14 protein-coding genes are annotated in these 17,158 nt (G+C 62.6%); 9 read left to right on the top strand and 5 right to left on the bottom strand.

Translation table 11 applies throughout. The features are described from left to right. Nucleotides 1-101 precede the first annotated feature (101 nt). From PMA3_RS08255 to zapE, 4 genes are all read left to right on the top strand, one after another. On the top strand, nucleotides 102-1,457 hold the full coding sequence (locus PMA3_RS08255; protein WP_064676693.1) for an FAD/NAD(P)-dependent oxidoreductase: 1,356 nt from the start codon (nucleotides 102-104) through the stop codon (nucleotides 1,455-1,457). Continuing rightward, entirely contained in the window at nucleotides 1,454-2,569 is a 1,116-nt protein-coding gene (locus PMA3_RS08250) for an NAD(P)/FAD-dependent oxidoreductase (RefSeq protein ID WP_064676692.1), read from the top strand. The genes PMA3_RS08255 and PMA3_RS08250 overlap by 4 nt, the downstream gene beginning before the upstream one ends. Before the next feature lie 18 nt (nucleotides 2,570-2,587). Continuing rightward, the gene (locus tag PMA3_RS08245) at nucleotides 2,588-3,634 is read left to right on the top strand and encodes an ABC transporter substrate-binding protein (RefSeq protein WP_064676691.1); all 1,047 of its coding nucleotides are present in this window, start codon (nucleotides 2,588-2,590) and stop codon (nucleotides 3,632-3,634) included. 261 nt (nucleotides 3,635-3,895) lie between these two features. Then, nucleotides 3,896-5,020 (top strand): cell division protein ZapE, encoded by a 1,125-nt coding sequence (gene zapE, locus PMA3_RS08240; RefSeq protein WP_064676690.1) that lies wholly within the window; start codon nucleotides 3,896-3,898, stop codon nucleotides 5,018-5,020. Nucleotides 5,021-5,147: 127 nt separating this feature from the next. Here zapE and PMA3_RS08235 read toward each other — a convergent pair whose 3' ends face one another. After that, entirely contained in the window at nucleotides 5,148-6,095 is a 948-nt protein-coding gene (locus tag PMA3_RS08235; protein WP_064680598.1) for an IS110 family RNA-guided transposase, read from the bottom strand. A 330-nt stretch (nucleotides 6,096-6,425) separates the two neighbouring features. Between PMA3_RS08235 and PMA3_RS08230 the strand changes: the two genes are divergently transcribed. After that, a complete protein-coding gene (locus tag PMA3_RS08230) occupies nucleotides 6,426-7,739 on the top strand; it encodes a leucine-rich repeat-containing protein kinase family protein (protein ID WP_064676689.1) in 1,314 nt (437 codons plus the stop codon). A gap of 239 nt (nucleotides 7,740-7,978) precedes the next feature. On the opposite strand, the gene PMA3_RS08225 is transcribed toward PMA3_RS08230, so the two are convergent. Then, nucleotides 7,979-8,683: a YebC/PmpR family DNA-binding transcriptional regulator gene (locus tag PMA3_RS08225; protein ID WP_064676688.1), complete on the bottom strand. Its 705-nt coding sequence runs from the start codon at nucleotides 8,681-8,683 to the stop codon at nucleotides 7,979-7,981. Between the two features lie 230 nt (nucleotides 8,684-8,913). Between PMA3_RS08225 and PMA3_RS08220 the strand changes: the two genes are divergently transcribed. Then, entirely contained in the window at nucleotides 8,914-10,329 is a 1,416-nt protein-coding gene (locus tag PMA3_RS08220; protein ID WP_064680637.1) for a type VI secretion system Vgr family protein, read from the top strand. 31 nt (nucleotides 10,330-10,360) lie between these two features. On the opposite strand, the gene PMA3_RS08215 is transcribed toward PMA3_RS08220, so the two are convergent. Next, nucleotides 10,361-11,686, bottom strand: a complete 1,326-nt coding sequence (locus PMA3_RS08215) for an MFS transporter (RefSeq protein ID WP_064676687.1) — start codon at nucleotides 11,684-11,686, stop codon at nucleotides 10,361-10,363. Nucleotides 11,687-11,951: 265 nt separating this feature from the next. On the opposite strand from PMA3_RS08215, the gene PMA3_RS08210 reads away from it, so the two are divergent. Next, nucleotides 11,952-12,824: a LysR family transcriptional regulator gene (locus PMA3_RS08210; RefSeq protein ID WP_064676686.1), complete on the top strand. Its 873-nt coding sequence runs from the start codon at nucleotides 11,952-11,954 to the stop codon at nucleotides 12,822-12,824. A gap of 119 nt (nucleotides 12,825-12,943) precedes the next feature. Here PMA3_RS08210 and PMA3_RS08205 read toward each other — a convergent pair whose 3' ends face one another. Next, nucleotides 12,944-13,807 carry a LysR substrate-binding domain-containing protein gene (locus PMA3_RS08205; RefSeq protein ID WP_064676685.1) on the bottom strand — a complete coding sequence of 288 codons (864 nt, stop codon included), beginning with the start codon at nucleotides 13,805-13,807 and terminating at the stop codon, nucleotides 12,944-12,946. 109 nt (nucleotides 13,808-13,916) lie between these two features. On the opposite strand from PMA3_RS08205, the gene PMA3_RS08200 reads away from it, so the two are divergent. Together PMA3_RS08200 and phnX are read left to right on the top strand one after the other, a co-directional pair. Next, nucleotides 13,917-15,026 (top strand): 2-aminoethylphosphonate--pyruvate transaminase, encoded by a 1,110-nt coding sequence (locus PMA3_RS08200; protein WP_064676684.1) that lies wholly within the window; start codon nucleotides 13,917-13,919, stop codon nucleotides 15,024-15,026. A gap of 168 nt (nucleotides 15,027-15,194) precedes the next feature. Beyond that, nucleotides 15,195-16,022 carry a phosphonoacetaldehyde hydrolase gene (gene phnX / locus PMA3_RS08195; protein WP_064676683.1) on the top strand — a complete coding sequence of 276 codons (828 nt, stop codon included), beginning with the start codon at nucleotides 15,195-15,197 and terminating at the stop codon, nucleotides 16,020-16,022. A gap of 119 nt (nucleotides 16,023-16,141) precedes the next feature. On the opposite strand, the gene PMA3_RS08190 is transcribed toward phnX, so the two are convergent. Further along, the gene (locus PMA3_RS08190; protein ID WP_064676682.1) at nucleotides 16,142-17,071 is read right to left on the bottom strand and encodes a 1-aminocyclopropane-1-carboxylate deaminase/D-cysteine desulfhydrase; all 930 of its coding nucleotides are present in this window, start codon (nucleotides 17,069-17,071) and stop codon (nucleotides 16,142-16,144) included. Nucleotides 17,072-17,158: the final 87 nt, after the last annotated feature.

Raw genomic sequence — 17,158 nt, 5'->3', positions numbered from 1 at the left:
GGGGTTCCGTGTCGTGCACAAAAACCGGGGTCATCCCTAATCCAATGTGGGAGCGGGCTTGCCCGCGATGGGGCCCGCAAGAAAACACAGCCGAGGTGGGTATGAACGCCGTCGTCATAGTCGGTGCCGGGCCGGCCGGGATTCGTGCGGCGCAGACGCTGGTGGCCCATGGGGTTTGCCCGGTGCTGCTGGATGAAGCCGCGCGCGGTGGCGGGCAGATTTATCGGCGGCAGCCGGTGAATTTCAAGCGTTCGCCGGTCAAGCTGTATGGCTTCGAAGCGCGCAAGGCCAGTGCGTTGCATCAGACCATCGATGCGCTGCGCCAGCAGCTCGATTACCGGCCCGACACCCTGGTGTGGAACGCCGAGGACGGTGCGCTCGATACTTTGCATGAAGGCCGGGCTGCGCGGGTTGAGTTTTCCCGCGTCATCGTCGCTACCGGTGCCACCGACCGGATCCTGCCGGTGCCGGGCTGGACCTTGCCCGGGGTGTACAGCCTCGGCGCAGCGCAGATTGCCCTGAAGTACCAGGGTTGCGCCATCGGTGAACGGGTGGTGTTCGCCGGCAGCGGCCCGTTGTTGTACCTGGTGGCGTATCAATACGCCAAGGCCGGCGCCAAGGTGGTCGCGGTGCTCGACAGTTCACCCTTCAGCGCCCAGGCCCGTGCCCTGCCGGGCCTGCTGGCGCAACCGTCGACGCTGGCCAAAGGCATCTACTACCGCGCCTGGCTGACCGCCCATGGCATCCCGGTGCATCAGGGCGCCACCTTGCAACACATCGAGGGCGAACACCGCGTGCAGGCACTTAAATGGTCCGACGCCAAAGGCGAACATTCGCTGGATTGCGACGCCGTCGCCTTCGCCCATGGCCTGCGCAGCGAAACCCAACTGGCCGATCTGCTTGGTTGCGAGTTCGCCTGGAACCCGCTCAATCGCGCCTGGCTGCCCCAGCGTGACAGCGCCGGGCGCAGCAGTGTCGCCCAGGTGTACCTGGCCGGTGACGGCGTCGGCATCATGGGCGCCGACGCGGCGGAAATGGCGGGCGAACGAGCCGCACTCGCCTTGCTCGAAGACATCGGCTACCTGATCCCGCCCCAGCGGGCCGCTGAACTGGAACATGCCCTCAGGCGCATCGGTGATTTTCGTCAGGGCCTGGAGCGAGCGTTCACGTTTCCCGAGCACTGGGCGGCGGAGGTCGCCGATGACGTGATGATTTGTCGCTGCGAAGAAGTGTGCGCCGGTGATATCCGTGAAGTGGTGCGCGAAGGGCATTGGGAAATCAACCGGGTCAAGGCGCACTGCCGGGTCGGTATGGGCCGCTGCCAGGGCCGCATGTGTGGCACCGCCGCCGCGGAAATCATCGCCTGTGAGAGCCGGCGTGCGCTGCCGGATATCGGCCGATTACGCGCGCAGGCGCCGATCAAGCCGCTGCCGTTCGGCCTGGAGCTGGAATCATGATCGAGGTCGATGCGCTGATCATTGGTGGCGGTATCGTCGGTGCTTCCGCCGCACTCTTTCTCAGTCAGGCGGGCCGTCGTGTCGCCCTGCTGGAACGGGATTTTTGCGGTTCGCATTCCAGCGGAGTGAACTACGGCGGCGTGCGGCGTCAGGGTCGGCCGCTGTCGCAACTGCCGCTGTCGCAACGGGCCCACGAGATATGGGGACGGCTGCCGCAACTGATCGGCATCGACGGTGAGTATCAACGCAGCGGCCACTTGAAACTGGCCCGCAGCCTCAACGACCTGCAGGCCTTGCACGACTATGCCGCCAGCAGCCAGGGCTTCGGCCTCGACTTGCAGCTGCTCGACCGCGATCAACTGCACGCCCGTTTTCCGTGGGTCGGCGAGGTGGCTGTCGGCGCCTCGTTTTGCCCGGATGACGGTCATGCCAACCCGCGCCTGGTTTCCCCGGCGTTTGCCCGGGCGGCGCGCCAGCATGGCGCGCAGGTCCTTGAACAATGCGCGGTGTCTGGCGTAGAGCACGACGGTCGGCGCTTTCGCATCCGCACCGCCACCGGTCTCGAACTGCAGGCGCCCTGGCTGCTGAACTGCGCCGGCGCGTGGGCCGGCAGCCTGGCCGAACAATTCGGTGAGGCGGTACCGATGCAGGCGGGTCACCCGGCGATGCTGGTCACCGAGCCGCTGCCGCTGGTGATGAATGCCAGCACCGGGGTCGAGGGTGGCGGCATCTATGCCCGTCAGGTCGCGCGGGGCAATTGCGTGTTGGGCGGCGGCCAGGGTTTTGCCCTCGACCACGCCCGCGCCCGACCGGGCCAGAACGCGGTGATCGAGATCCTGCGCCAGGCCGTCGAGCTTTACCCCTTTCTTGAAGGCGCCCAGGCGATTCGCACCTGGAGCGGCACTGAAGGTTACCTGCCCGATCGCCAACCGGTGATCGGCCACAGTGGCACTCAACCCGGTTTGTTGCACGCGTTCGGCTTTGCCGGTGCGGGCTTCCAGATCGGGCCCGCGGTGGGCCAGGCGCTCGCCGAGATCATCTGCAGCGGCGCGTCGAAGTCGTCGCTGGATGCGTTTTCCATCACCCGGTTTCACTCCATCTCCGTAGCTTGATAGAGGAAGGTCGCGCCAATGAATAACCTCAAACGCACTGCACTGCTCGGTTTGTCCTGCATGAGCGCCCTGCTCACGGTCAGTCAGGCCCAGGCCGAACCGACGCTTTACCTGGGCATGAACGGCGGGACCATGGAGCGGCTTTACGCCGACAAGGTGCTGCCGGTTTTCGAGAAAGCCAACAACGTCAAAGTGGTGATCGTGCCCGGGACATCCGCCGATATTCTGGCCAAGGTCCAGGCCAGCAAAGGCAACCCGCAGATGCACGTGATGTTCCTCGACGATGGCATCATGTACCGCGCCATCGCCATGGGCCTGTGCGACAAACTCGAGGACAGCCCGACCCTGGCACAGATCCCGGCCAAGGGCCGCATCAAGGAGCAGGCCGTGGCGGTCAGCCTCGGCGTTACCGGGCTGGCCTACAACACGCGGTTGTTCAAGGAAAAAGGCTGGAACGCGCCGACCTCGTGGATGGACATGGCCGACCCGCGCTTCAAGGACAAACTGGTATTCCAATCGATGGCGTCGTCGACCTTCGGCTTGCATGGCTTCCTGATGTTCAACCGGATCCAGGGCGGCAGCGAAACCGACGTCGAACCGGGCTTCAAGGCCTGGCCCAATACCGTCGGGCGCAACGTGCTGGAATACATTCCAAGTTCGGCGAAGATTTCCGAAATGCTCCAGACCGACGAAGCGGCGCTGTTCCCGCTGACGCCGACCCAGGTCACCGCGCTGAAACTCAAGGGCATGCCGGTGGAATATGCGCAACCCAAGGAAGGCGCGGTGGTGCTCAACGTCGCCGAATGCGCGATCGCCAATAACACCCAGCCGGAACTGGCGCAGAAGCTTGCAGCGTTCCTGTTGACGCCCGAGGCACAAGCCGCCGCGCTTGAAGACGGCGACCAGATTCCGTCCAACCCGAACACGCCGACCACCGACAAGACCCGGGGTCAGGTCGAGGCCATGAAGCAGTACCTGACGACCGCCATTGCGATCGATTGGGATCAGGTCAACGAACAGCGTCCGGCGTGGAATGCGCGGTGGAATCGCAGTATCGAGCGGTAGACACCGTCCCTGTAGGAGCTGGCGCAGGCTGCGCTCTTTTGATCCGGATTTTTCGAGGGTCACTCGAATTGCCAACAATCAAAAGATCGCAGGCTCCGCCAGCTGCTACAGGAGAACTGCCGACCGATTTGTTGAATGTACCGGCCACTTCGCCGGCAAGCCGGTCTCGCCCCCACAAAGGGATGTGTGTCGAGCACAAAAATTGTGGCCCGCCCCCATCAACTCTGGGAGCTGGCCTGACCATTACGGGGTGACATTACAGTGGCCGTTCGACCGCCCAACCGTTCGCGACTCAAACCAGGCTGGCCTGCGCTGCGCCGCTTCTTTGGCAAGGCATCGCCTGCCGGCGGAACCGCGAACGGTCGCGTCATCCACGACTACTTTCACCACAAGGCGCATGCCCAGGGCTACACCCTCAGCCACAGCCAGCAGCGGGTGATCGACTGCATGGCGCAGCACGCCACGACGTTGCTCGGTTCCTCGGCGCACACCCTGCCCGGGCTGTACCTGCATGGTGCTGTGGGGCGCGGCAAGAGCTGGTTGCTCGACGGGTTTTTCCAGGCCCTGCCGATCGCGGAAAAACAGCGTCTGCACTTCCATCAGTTCTTTGCGCAACTGCATCAAGGCATGTTCAGTCATCGCGATCAGCCCGATGCCCTGGCGGCCACGCTCGATGAGCTGTTGCTCGACTGCCGGGTGCTGTGTTTCGACGAATTTCACGTTCACGACATCGGCGATGCGATGCTCATCGCGCGGCTGTTCAAGGCGCTGTTCCGCCGGGGCATCCTGCTGATGGTCACCTCCAATTACCCACCCGAGGGCTTGCTGCCCAACCCGCTGTACCATGCGCGCTTCAAACCGGTGATCGACCTGATCAACGCGCGGATGCAGGTCATGGAGGTCGGCGGCCCGCACGACTATCGAAGTCAGGCGCGAACCCACGCCCAGCAACTGTTTACCCAGGGCCATTACGTCTGGCCGGCCACGCTGGCGCAACGCCAGGCCTTGAACCTGCCCGAGCCGGACGCTCCGGCCATCGCGCTGCCCGTCGGCACACGGCATCTGCCGGCCCGATACTGTGAAGGGCGAATCATTGGTTTTACCTTTGGCGACCTGTGCGACCACCCCACGGCGGTCATGGATTACCTGGAGCTGTGCCGGCGATTCGATCACTGGGTCATCGATGAACTGCCCAGTCTGGCTGAGTGTTCAATTGCGGCCCAGCAGCGGTTTATCAATCTGGTCGATGTTTTGTACGATCAGGACAAGCATCTGGTGCTGCTGGGACAGCGGTCGTTGCGGGAAAGCCTGGGGGGCGATGCGATTGACCTGGCGCGGACGCGGAGCCGGTTGGGGCAGTTGGTGGAAGTCAGGGGGGTGGGCTGATCAGTGTTTTGCGGTGTGGCTGCCGGCCTCTTCGCGGGCAAGCCCGCTCCCACAGTGGGCGTCGTCGTTCACCTATCTGTGTGCCACCTCCCATCACTGTGGGAGATTCTATGGTTGAGGGGAAGCCTCAACCTGCTTTCGGTTGGTATTCGCTCTGCCCTTTCAGCAGGGCGAATACGATTCGAGCGAGTTTGCGAGCCAGTATCACCAGCGCTTGCGTGGTACTGAATCCTCGATCCCTTTGCTCCTGGTAAAACCCGTTCCAGGTTGACGTACGGCTGGCCGACATGGCCGCGTTGTGCAGAAGTCGGCGTGCCTCGGGATCTCCACGTTTGGTCAAGCTCCTTCGACCGTCTTTCTGTCCTGATTTCGAGACTCGCAAATCCATTCCTAGAAAAGCGATGAATGCGTCCGCGTTTCTGAAGTCGCCTCGTTGAAATGCCGCGATCAGGCGAGCGCCCGTCAGAAATCCGATCCCTTCAACTTTCATGCAGCGCTTTAACTGAGCGAGTAAGCCAGCCTCTTTCAAGTGATCATTGATCATCTTTTCAACCAGCACCTCAAGCTTCTGCATTGATGCTACTTGCGCGGCAAAGGCTGTTTTGAGGAGCGGTTCATTCGACCAGCTTTGCACCAAGCCAACTCGGGCCTGAACCAATGCAGAACGACGGCGAAAAAGACTCAAAAGCCTGCGATACAGGGGGGAAGGCGGGATCCATGGATGCAACTCTTCGTGTTCGTTCTTCAGGTAGCGAGCGAGCAATTTGGCATCCAGCGCATCGGTCTTCGCACGAATTTTCACGCCTTTGCGGTAATGGCTCAGCTCATAGCCATCCACCATGTAGATCGTGCAGCCGGCCTCATGGGCCAGATCGGCAAACTCTAAGTGATAGATATTGGTGGACTCAATGGCGACTTCGACAGCCCCTGGCAAGCCCTTCAGCCATTGCTTGATCGCCGTCTTGTTGTTGGGAATCGTCTCAAGCAGATCCAGCTCAGCTTGAAAGATCACCAACTCATTCTTGGCGACATCGACGCCAACGATTGGCATCAGGACAGAAACTGGCATTGCCATTGAAATTCCCCCGAGATATGGTTTTGAACACTTGAAGGGCTCACCCAGGGGCGCAGGCTTGTTCCTATCGTCGGTCTTAGCCTGATGCATTCTTTATCGGCGCTTGAGTGAAAGGAGGAGGGGCGAAATCTCCCACGGATCTGTACTGCGTCAACAGTCAGAATCGGGCTTTGTCCCTTCTCCTCCCTTCAAGTCCTAGCATACAAGCGGGCTTGTCGGATCGCCGCACCGCAGCGATGGCGGCCTGACAGTCACCACACCTTTGCCGTTATCATGTCGCCCATTCCCAGGGCACCGCGCCCTCCCCCTCGATCAATAGCGAATCTGTTCATGGACACCCTTGCCCAATTGCGCGCCGGCCAACTGTCAGGCATCACCCGCCTCGATCTTGCCTGTGGCCTGACGGAGTTTCCCCGGGAGATCTTCGATCTGGCGGACACCCTGGAGGTGCTCAACCTCAGCGGCAACGCCTTGACCCGGCTGCCGGACGACTTGCACCGGCTCCGCCGTTTGCGGGTGCTGTTCTGCTCGGACAACCGGTTCACCGAACTCCCCGCCTGCCTCGGTCAATGTGCCGCGCTGACCATGGTCGGCTTCAAGGCCAATCGCATCGCAACAGTGCCAGGTGCCGCGCTGCCACCGCTGTTGCGTTGGCTGATCCTGACCGATAACCACATCAGCGAACTGCCGACGGAGTTGGGTGAACGCCCGCACCTGCAGAAACTGATGCTGGCCGGCAATCGCTTGCAGCGTTTGCCCGACAGCCTGCGTCAGTGTCATCGACTCGAGCTGATCCGCATCGCCGCCAACCGGCTGACCGAACTGCCCGAGTGGTTGCTGACCCTGCCGAGCCTGGCCTGGTTGGCCTACGCCGGTAACCCGCTGGAGACCGAAGCCGATGCGGCCGCCCTTGAATCGGTCGAGAGCATCCCCTGGTCGGCACTGCGCCTGGAGCAGCAACTGGGCGAAGGCGCTTCGGGGGTGATTCATCGCGCCACTCGGGAACGGTCGGGCCAACCCGCGACCCAGGTCGCGGTCAAGCTCTACAAAGGCGAAATGACCAGCGATGGCTCGCCGTTGCATGAGATGAACGCCTGTATCACCGCAGGTCTGCACCCCAACCTGATCCGGATCGAAGGGCGGATCGTCGGGCATCCGCAAGCGCGGGCCGGGCTGGTGATGGAGCTGATCGATCCGGTCTACCGCAACCTGGCCGGACTGCCGAGCCTGGAATCCTGCAGCCGGGACGTCTACGCCAGCGATACCCGGTTCAGCGCGGGTGTGGCGTTGCGGATCGCCAGCGGGATCGCGTCGGCGGCGGAACATCTGCACCGCCAGGGCATCACTCACGGTGACCTGTATGGCCACAATATTCTGTGGGATGAGCAAGGTGGCTCGCTGTTGGGGGATTTTGGTGCGGCGTCGTTTCATGCCACTGCGGACACCGTTGAAAGCCGTGCATTGCAACGGATCGAGGTGCGGGCGTTCGGCATTCTGCTGGGGGAATTGCTGGTGCGGATCGAGTCCGGGTTGAGTGATGAGGGGCGTGGGCGGTTGGGGGATTTGCAGCGGCGTTGCTGTGAGCCGCAGGTGCTGGCGCGACCTGGGTTCGACGAGATTGTGCGGGAGTTGAAAAGCTGGTGACGCGAACGCGGAGTCGGTCGGGGCAGTTGGTGGAACTGAGGGGTGTGGACTGATCTGTATTTTTCGGTGTGATTGCGGGCGGCGTTCCGACGATGGTCGTTAACGATGACACGTGTTTACTGGCTAAACGCGCCGTTCCTGTTGAACGCGGCGCTCTTTAGTCCTTCGCGAGCAAGCTCGCTCCTACAGGGTTCGGTGAACACCTGTAGGAGTTGTCGCTGGCTGCGATTTTTTGATGTTTAACCCGCCAACCCGACAAACATATCCTGCACATCGTCATGGTTGTCCAGGCCTTCGAGGAACGCCTCGACTTCGGCCATCTGCTCGTCGCTCAGGCCGCTGACCGGGTTCTTCGGCTGGTAGCCCAGCTTGGCCGACAACACGGTGAAGCCTTGTTCCGGCAGTGCTTTCTGAACCGCGTCCAGGTCCGCAGGCTCGGTCAGGAACAGGGTCGCGCCGTCTTCACCCGGCTCGAAATCCTGGGCGCCGGCTTCGATGGCGGCCATTTCCGGATCGGCGTCCGGGCTGTCCGGGGACGCCTCGATCATGCCGACGTGGTTGAAGTCCCAGGCCACCGAACCGGAAGCGCCAAGCTGGCCCTTGCGGAAGGCGACGCGGATTTCAGCGACGGTGCGGTTGATGTTGTCGGTCACGCATTCAACGATCAGCGGCACCTGGTGCGGGGCGAACCCTTCGTAGGTCACGCGATGGTATTGCACGGTTTCGCCCAGCTGGCCCGAACCTTTCTTGATCGCACGCTCCAGGGTTTCCCGGGGCATCGACGCCTTTTTCGCCTGCTCGACCACCAGTCGCAGGTGCGCATTGGTCGCCACATCGGCACCGTTACGCGCGGCAATGGTGATTTCTTTCACCAGTTTGCCGAAGATCTTGCCCTTGGCGTTGGATGCCGCTTCTTTGTGTTTAACCTTCCACTGTGCGCCCATTACTCACTCTCTTATCTGTGGCGCCGAGACATCTATTGGCCGACGCTTTGCGCAAGTTTATACGGCCTAAAGTTGGCAATCGACCAAAAAATCCACCGCTTCGATGGCGCCATGAATCGACATCTTCACCGCTGGTTGTAGGGCGTTTCTGAATCGTCGATTTGCGGTGACTAAGAGGGGTCGTGGTTTCGTACCCTCTGCGCCTGTATTCCATGGCGGAAGCGCATTCGATGCTCAACGACAACGAAAGCCCCTTCACCCTGACACTGCTCGAGGACGATTTGAGTTTTCTGGTGGTGCAGTTCAGCGGACATGAAGCCCTCAACCAGCCCTATCGATTCGAGGTCGAGGTGATCGGCTTGCCGCCGGCCATGCCCTTCGACCAGTTGTTGCAGCAGCCGCTGTTTCTCAGCCTGGGGCATGGCCAGGGCTTTCACGGCATCCTCCACAGCGTCAGTCGCGAATACCGCGGCGCGCACCGGGTCGGTTACACCATGGTGATGGTGCCCTACCTGCAGGCACTGGATCGCAATTGCCGCCGCCGGGTGTTCCATGACCTCAGCGTGCCGATGATCCTGTGCCAGCTCCTGGAGGAACATGATCTGCCCGCTGACAGCTATCGCCTGGAGCTGGCGAGCGGGCACTATCCCCTGCGGCCGTTCTGCATTCAGTACGAGGAGAGCGACCTGGCGTTGCTGCAACGCCTGTGCGAGGAAGAAGGCATTCACTATCACTTCGAACATCAGCGTGAGGGGCATGTGCTGGTGTTGGCCGACGACAGCCTGAGCTTTCCCCAGGAGCCGCTGCTGACGCCTTTCCAGGCGGACGCCCCGCTGGACACTGCGCGGCCGGCGATCCGTGAGTTGTATCAGCGCCACGACGCCCTGCCCTCGCATCCGTCAAGGGATGCCGGCAACCGTGGCGCGCCGGATACCGGCGATGGCGCGGCCAACCATGCCTTCGGCAAGCCATCGCCGAGGATGGCCAGGCCTGATGCCGGGGAGGATCAACGCAGCCGCCGACAGTTGCAGCGCCTGCGATGCCTGCAGCAGCAGATCCATGGCCACAGCAATCAAGGTGCCTTGCACAGCGCGCGGATCGTCCAGGTGACGGAGCATCCGCTCGCCTGTTTCAACGATCAATGGCTGCTCACCGAGACCCGCCACCAGGGGCGACCGCCGTCGAACGCGGCCGGCAACGACGGCGCCCTGATGTATAGCAATCAATTCAGCGCCATTCCCTGGTCAACGGAATTTCGCCCGGCGTTCAAACACCCCAGGCCCGGCATTCCGGGCTATCAACCAGCCCAAGTACTGGGCCCGACCGGGCAACCGCCCGAACTGGACGATCGCGGCCGGATCCAGGTCAGGCTGTGGCCAACGACGCAGGCCGATCCGGAGGAATCCGTCGGCCTCTGGCTGCCGCTCGCCGTGACAACGCCCCACGGCTGGATCGATCCCGGCAGACTGCCAAAGGCCGGCAGCGAGGTGTTCATCAGTTTTCTCGACAGCGATCCGGATCGGCCGGTGCTGTGTGTCGGCCTGGGTCAGGTCCACGCGCCTGAACCTGCCCGCCGCCGTGAACCACGCAACGACGCCCGCTTGCTGCTTGACTGGCTGGTGAATCGCTCGGACCTCACGCCCTGATTTCAGCCAGAAAGGTCTCATGGAACAATCCTTATGTACGCAGGGGTTTTACGCTCAGCGGCCGATTTGGCACGGTTACGCTTTCGGCCATCAGGACAACCGGGCGGCTGTTCCAGTGCGGGATCAACACCAGCGCGGAGAACATCGCGCAGCCGGCGAATACAATGAATACGGTCACGGAATCGAAGTAGCCCGGCAGCAACCCACCGAGAATCGCCCCGACCGAGCCGCAGCCGTTGACGAATCCGGCGGCCGTCGCGCCCGCCTTGGCGGTGCCGAAATCGATGGCGGCCGCGCCGCTGATCATGGAGTCCGGTCCGTACAAGGTCAGGCCCATGACGAATAACAGGGCGACCACCAGCATCACACTACCGGTGTGCAAGGCGCCCATGAACAGCGCCAGGGACACGGTCAGTGCGAGTAGACTGATCACGCAGGCCGGCATGCGCCGGGCGCCGAACAGTTTGTCCGAGGCCAGGCCCAGCAGGATCGGCCCGAGCAACCCGGCCAGTTCGAACGCGGTCGGAATGATCGCCGCGCCGACCTTGCCCACCGAGGGCATCTGCTCGAAGACGATCACCGGCCCCCAGAGCAGGATCGCATAGCGCGCCGGTTTCAGCAGAAAGTAGGCCAGCCCCAACACCAGCACCGTGCGGTTGCGCAGGATTTCCCGTAGCGGTTCCAGAACGCTGATCCTGCTTTGCGCGCAAGCCTCGTCGGCGGTCAATTCGGGCTCGGGCTCCACCGCCGGCAGGCCGACGTCCTCGGGTTTGTTGCGCTGGAAAATGAAGAACAGCAACGCCACCAGGCCGACCACCGCCGCGCTGGAAAAGAACGCCGCGTGCCAGGTACCAATCAGCGTGTAGGCCCACCAGCCGGCGAACGGCGAGGCCACCAGGCCGCCGAAGGCGTAGCAGGAGCTCCACAGCCCCAGCACCCGCCCGCGCTGCTCGGCGGGGAAAAAGCTGCCGATGTTCTTGCACAACCCCGACCATCCCGTGGACTGCGCCAGACCCTGGATCAACATGCAGGTGGCGAAGATCGGCAAGGTGGCGAAGCTGCCCATCACCAGTGCCGCGGCGGCGGAAATCACCAAGCCACCCAGCACCACGACCCTTGGACCAAAGCGGTCGGCGAGGATGCCCCAGGTGAATTGGCCGATGGCGTATGCGGCCAGGTAGAGGGCGTCGAGGTTGGCCATGGCCATTTTGTCGAGGGTGAAGCCGGGGTCTTCGGCGATCCCCAGTTTGGCCACGGAAAAGGCTTTACGGGTGAAATAGAACGCAGCGTAAGCGAGCCAGGTGATCGCGAAGATTTGCACGCGCCAACGTTTTATAGTGCCGATAGGGTTGTTCATTGTGGTTCTGACCTCAGGGTGTGAGTGTGCCGGCAGAATTGAAAGAAAACGCCTGTATTTTTATTGTTGAGCACTGCGATATCGCTGCGTCCCTCTGGCGATACCGGTCAGATGAGTCCTGCAATCCCACGCACAGGCTCATGGCCACGGAGCTGTTCGACTGACCAGTCACCGGGCTGAGGTCGATAAAAACAATTACTGATTAATAAGTGAAATCGATTTATCGTATTTCCAATACAAGCTCAGCTTGTTACTGGAGGTTTCGATGTCGGTTTCCCACGCCCAGCTCAAAGCCTTCCACGCTGTGGCCGTTCACGGAAGCTTCACCCGTGCCGCCGAGCGGCTATTTCTCACGCAACCGGCGATTTCCGACCAAGTGCGCAAACTCGAAGAGCGCTTTGGGGTGTTGCTGTTCCATCGCAACAAGCGCTCGGTGCGCCTGACCGATCTGGGTGAGCGACTGTTGAGTGTCACTCAGCGCTTGTTTGTCATCGAGGCCGAGGCCCAGGAGTTGCTGCAGGCCTCCCAGGCGCTGCAGACCGGCAGCCTGATTCTGGCGGTGGATGCGCCGGTGCATGTGCTGCCCCAGATCGCCCGTTTCTGCGAGCGCTACCCCGGCATCAGCGTGAAGATCGAGACGGGCAATACCGATGAATCGCTGTTTCGCCTGTTCAACTATCAGGCCGACCTGGCGTTGTTGGGACGGGATGTCAGCGACGAGCGGCTGATCTCGTTGCCGCTGCGCAATGACCCGATGGTGGCGTTCGTTTCACGTAGTCATCCGTGGGCTGACCGCGAGTCCATCTGCCTGGCGGACCTGGATGACACGCCGTTGGTGCTGCGGGAAATCGGCTCGGTGACGCGCCAGACCCTGGAGGAGGAAATGGCTCGGGCAGGGTTTCGCATCCGCCCGGCGATCCAGGTCGAAGGCCGGGAAGCGGCGCGCGAGGCGGTGGTGGTGGGGATTGGCGTCGGGGTGGTATCGGCTGCCGAGTTCGGCGCGGATTCGCGGGTGTGCGCGCTGCCGATTACCGATTGCACACGGCGATTGACCGAGACATTGGTGTGCTTGCGCGAGCAGAGTTCGCGGCGGGTGGTGGCGACGTTTCTGGAGATGGTGCGTGGGAGTCTGGTGTAGGCAGGCCCGGCCTCTTCGCGGGCAAGCCTCGCTCCTACAGGTTTTGCGTCGTGCACAGGATCTGCGGCCACCCTGGATCCTGTAGGAGCGAGGCTTGCCCGCGATGCAGACACCGCGGTTTATCTAATGGGTGCCAACTCGAAAAACGCCTGGATCAAGCGCAAATCCCGCCGCCGCTCCATGCACCCCATCATGTGCCGATTCACCAACCCCTCGCCGATAATCGGCACCGCCACCACCCGCGGGTCATGGCTGACTTCCACCGACGACACCACCCCCACACCCAGTTCCGCCGCCACGGCTTCGGTCACCGCTTCACGACTGTCCAGCTCCAGCAACACCCGTGGATTGACCTTCGCCTGGGCGCAAGCCTCATCGAACGTACGCCGGGTAATCGAACTCGGCTCACGCAACACCATGATCACCTGGTCCAGCACCTTGAGCTGCACGCCCCTGAGCTGCTGCGCCCAAGGGTGACCGGCAGGCACCAGCGCGCAGATCCGTGATTCGTTCAGAGCCTGCAGGTGCAAGCCCTTGCGCGGCGCGACCTCGGTCAGGACCGCCACATCGGCATGTTCCGAGAGCAACGCCGCCAGGGTTTCCTGGGCATTGCCCAGCCGCAGGTTCACGGTAATCCCCGGATAACGCGTACGCAGGCTGGCCAGCATCGGCATGACCATGTGCGGCCCGTCCGCCGCCACTTCCAGGCGCCCGGTGAGCAACTGCCGGTTGGCTTCGAGCATCACCTGGGCTTCTTCCGCCAGGCCGAACATGGCCCGGGTGATCGCCGCCAGCTTGGTGCCCTCCTCCGTCAACTCCACCCGTCGCGCGGTGCGACGCAACAAGGTGATCTGGTAGTGCTCCTCCAGCGCCTTGATGTGCCCGGTGACCGCCGGCTGACTGATGAACAGCCGCGCGGCGGCCCGGGTGAAGCTGCCTTCGCGGGCGACGGCATCGAATGCGCGGAGCTGGAACAGGTTCATGAATAACTCTCACTGATGGCTGGCATAACAACAAACAATTTGATTGATAGCTCGGCAAATTGCAATTTAGGCCCCGTAGCTTCATCCCATCGATTGCGAGGACACGAGAATGAGTACTGCCGAACCTATCCTGCTCACCCCCGGCCCGTTGACGACTTCGGCCCGCACCCGCCAGGCGATGATGGTCGATTGGGGTTCATGGGATGACCGCTTCAATCAACTGACCGCCAGCCTCTGCGAACAACTGCTGGCGATCATCAACGGCGGCGCCAGCCACCACTGCGTCCCCCTGCAAGGCAGCGGCACCTTCGCGGTCGAAGCGGCGATCGGCACCCTGGTGCCCCGGGACGGCAAAGTCCTGGTGTTGATCAACGGCGCCTACGGCAAACGCCTGGCGAAAATCTGCGAAGTGCTCGGCCGCTCCTTCAGCACCTTTGAAACTGCCGAGGACGAACCGACGACCGCCGCCGACGTCGACCGCCTGCTGCACGCCGACCCCGCCATCACCCACATCGCACTGATTCACTGCGAAACCAGCACCGGCATCCTCAACCCGCTGCCGGAGATTGCGCATGTCATCGCCCAACACGGCAAACGCCTGATCATCGACGCCATGAGCTCCTTTGGCGCGCTGCCGATCGATGCGCAACAGGTGCCGTTCGACGCGCTCATCGCCGCGTCGGGCAAATGCCTGGAAGGCGTGCCGGGCATGGGCTTCGTCTTCGCTCGCAAGGAAGCCCTGGCCAGTGCCGCCGGCAACTCGCACTCCCTGGCGATGGACTTGTTCGACCAGCACAGCTACATGGCCAAGACCGGCCAGTGGCGCTTCACCCCGCCGACCCACGTGGTCGCCGCGCTGCACGAAGCCCTGCTGCAATACAACGAAGAAGGGGGGTTGCCGGCCCGGCATCAGCGCTACGCCAACAACTGCCAGGTATTGCTCGAGGACATGGCCGCACTAGGGCTGCGCAGCTTCCTGCCCGCCGCGATCCAGGCGCCGATCATCGTCACCTTCCACGCGCCGAAAGACCCGCGCTATCAGTTCAAGGAATTCTACGAACGGGTCAAGGCCAAGGGTTTCATTCTGTACCCCGGCAAATTGACCCAGGTCGAAACCTTCCGCGTCGGCTGCATCGGCCACGTCAACCAGGCCGAGATGCACGCGGCGGTAGCGGCGGTCGCCGAGGTACTGCGCGAGATGGAAGTGCTCGAAATCTAAGCAACACCGCACTTCCCTGTGGGAGCGAGCTTGCTCGCGATGAGGCCCGATCAGTCGACATCAATGTTGAATGAAAGACCGCTATCGTCGGAACGCCGCCCGGAGCAAGCTCGCTCCCACAGGTACATCGAACTCCCAAATATCTCGTTCTCACAGGATCTGATCACCATGAACTACACAAACCCAACCAAACTCCAGGCCGCCATCCTCGACTGGGCCGGCACCGTGGTCGATTTCGGCTCCTTCGCCCCCACCCAGATTTTCGTCGAGGCCTTCGCCGAGTTCGACGTTCAGGTCTCCATCGAAGAAGCCCGCGGGCCGATGGGCATGGGCAAGTGGGACCACATCCGGACCCTGTGCGATCAGCCGCCAGTGGCCGAGCGTTATCGCGCCGTGTTCGGCCGCACGCCGACCGATGATGACGTCACCGCTATCTACAAACGCTTCATGCCCCTGCAGATCGAGAAAATCGCCGAGCACTCGGCGCTGATTCCCGGCGCCCTGGACACCATCGCCAACCTGCGCCAGCAAGGCATCAAGATCGGCTCCTGCTCCGGCTACCCCAAGCAGGTCATGGACAAGGTGGTGGAACTGGCCGCCACCAACGGTTACGTGGCCGATCACGTGGTCGCCACCGACGAAGTCCCCAACGGCCGCCCATGGCCAGCCCAGGCCCTGGCCAATGTGATCGCCCTCGGGATCGATGATGTCGCGGCCTGCGTGAAGATCGACGACACGGTGCCGGGCATTCTCGAAGGCCGTCGCGCCGGCATGTGGACCGTCGCGCTGATCTGCTCGGGCAACGCCCTGGGCCTGGACTACGAAGGTTATCGCGCCCTCGGCAGCGACAAGCTGGCCAGCGAACGCAAGCGTATCCACGGGATGTTCGAAGGCTCGCGCCCGCACTACATGATCGACACCATCACCGACTTGCCGCAAGTGATCGCCGACATCAACCAGCGTCTGGCCAAAGGTGAAATGCCACAATCCAGCTGATCACCACGCACCCCCTGTAGGAGCGAGGCTTGCCCGCGAAGGCGGTGTGTCAGTCACGTGATTGTTGTCTGACACACCGCCTTCGCGGGCAAGCCTCGCTCCTACAGGGGGTGCGGTGTCTATCCGTGCTGTGACGTGAACCCCCGGCGGCCCTGTAAGCCGCCGGTGTGGATGAAGATCAGGCGCGTGCCCCGGGCAAATCTGCCTGCCTCGACCTGCTGCTTGAGCGCCAGCAGCGCCTTGCCGGTGTACAGCGGTTCGAGGGGAATGCCGCTGGCCTGTTCGCTACGTTCAATGAATTCGAGTAGCAGCGGATCGACTTTGGCGAAGCCGCCACGGCTGGCGTCGATCAGTTCATAGGTGGCGCCGACCAACCCCGCTTCCTGCACAATCCTCTGCACCTGCTGCGCCACACCATGATCGTCGGGTACCGCCAACGCGCCATAAACCGGATGCTCACCCGCCTCGGCCAGCACCAGGCCGGCCAACGTCGTGCCCGTGCCGCAGGCCAGCCACCAACCGTGGTAGTCGTTCCAGCCCAGAGCGTTCAACTGCTCGCTGACCATGGTTTTCAGCGGCATGCACCCCGTGGCTCCCGGCAACCCGCCGCCACCTTCCGGCACCGGCTGCAGATCGGGATACCGTGCCTGCCATGGCTGCCAGAAACCGGGTTCGTGCCGCGCGCGATAACCGCCATAACCCAACCAGTGCAACGCCATACCGAACGCCTGCAGGTCCTGCACCGTGGGGGTGTCTTGCGGATGGCCGCGCAGCAGACCGACCGTGGGGAAACCGAAGCGTTTGCCGGCAGCGGCCAGGGCATGCAGGTGATTGGAGTGGGCGCCGCCGAGGCTGATGATGCCCTTGGCCCCGGCGAGGTCAGCGGCCTTGAGGTGTTCGGTGAACTTGAACCATTTGTTGCCGCTGATCAGCGGGTCGATCTGGTCCAGGCGCAGGATGGCGACTTCGATGTGGGCCTGGGTTAGCCAGTCGAGGTTTAGGTGTTCGAGGGGGGCTCGGGGGAGCCAGATACTGGAAGGGAGAAGCATTGATGCCGGCTCTGGGTGAAGAGCCGGCATATTAGCAGCCTTGAGGACGCCATCGCGGGCTTGCCCGCGATTGGCATTGGCACGTTG

This window comes from Pseudomonas silesiensis (genome assembly GCF_001661075.1).
Classification (GTDB): Bacteria; Pseudomonadota; Gammaproteobacteria; order Pseudomonadales; family Pseudomonadaceae; genus Aquipseudomonas; species Aquipseudomonas silesiensis.
This window is presented reverse-complemented; position numbering and strand designations above follow the sequence as displayed.

Coding starts and splice junctions, on each gene's coding strand:
- PMA3_RS08190 (WP_064676682.1), bottom strand. CDS start 17,071: ATGCTTCTCCCTTCCAGTATCTGGCTCCCCCGAGCCCCCCTCGAACAC.
- PMA3_RS08255 (WP_064676693.1), top strand. CDS start 102: ATGAACGCCGTCGTCATAGTCGGTGCCGGGCCGGCCGGGATTCGTGCG.
- PMA3_RS08225 (WP_064676688.1), bottom strand. CDS start 8,683: ATGGGCGCACAGTGGAAGGTTAAACACAAAGAAGCGGCATCCAACGCC.
- phnX (WP_064676683.1), top strand. CDS start 15,195: ATGAACTACACAAACCCAACCAAACTCCAGGCCGCCATCCTCGACTGG.
- PMA3_RS08205 (WP_064676685.1), bottom strand. CDS start 13,807: ATGAACCTGTTCCAGCTCCGCGCATTCGATGCCGTCGCCCGCGAAGGC.
- PMA3_RS08210 (WP_064676686.1), top strand. CDS start 11,952: ATGTCGGTTTCCCACGCCCAGCTCAAAGCCTTCCACGCTGTGGCCGTT.
- PMA3_RS08220 (WP_064680637.1), top strand. CDS start 8,914: ATGCTCAACGACAACGAAAGCCCCTTCACCCTGACACTGCTCGAGGAC.
- PMA3_RS08215 (WP_064676687.1), bottom strand. CDS start 11,686: ATGAACAACCCTATCGGCACTATAAAACGTTGGCGCGTGCAAATCTTC.
- PMA3_RS08200 (WP_064676684.1), top strand. CDS start 13,917: ATGAGTACTGCCGAACCTATCCTGCTCACCCCCGGCCCGTTGACGACT.
- PMA3_RS08235 (WP_064680598.1), bottom strand. CDS start 6,095: ATGGCAATGCCAGTTTCTGTCCTGATGCCAATCGTTGGCGTCGATGTC.
- PMA3_RS08230 (WP_064676689.1), top strand. CDS start 6,426: ATGGACACCCTTGCCCAATTGCGCGCCGGCCAACTGTCAGGCATCACC.
- PMA3_RS08250 (WP_064676692.1), top strand. CDS start 1,454: ATGATCGAGGTCGATGCGCTGATCATTGGTGGCGGTATCGTCGGTGCT.
- PMA3_RS08245 (WP_064676691.1), top strand. CDS start 2,588: ATGAATAACCTCAAACGCACTGCACTGCTCGGTTTGTCCTGCATGAGC.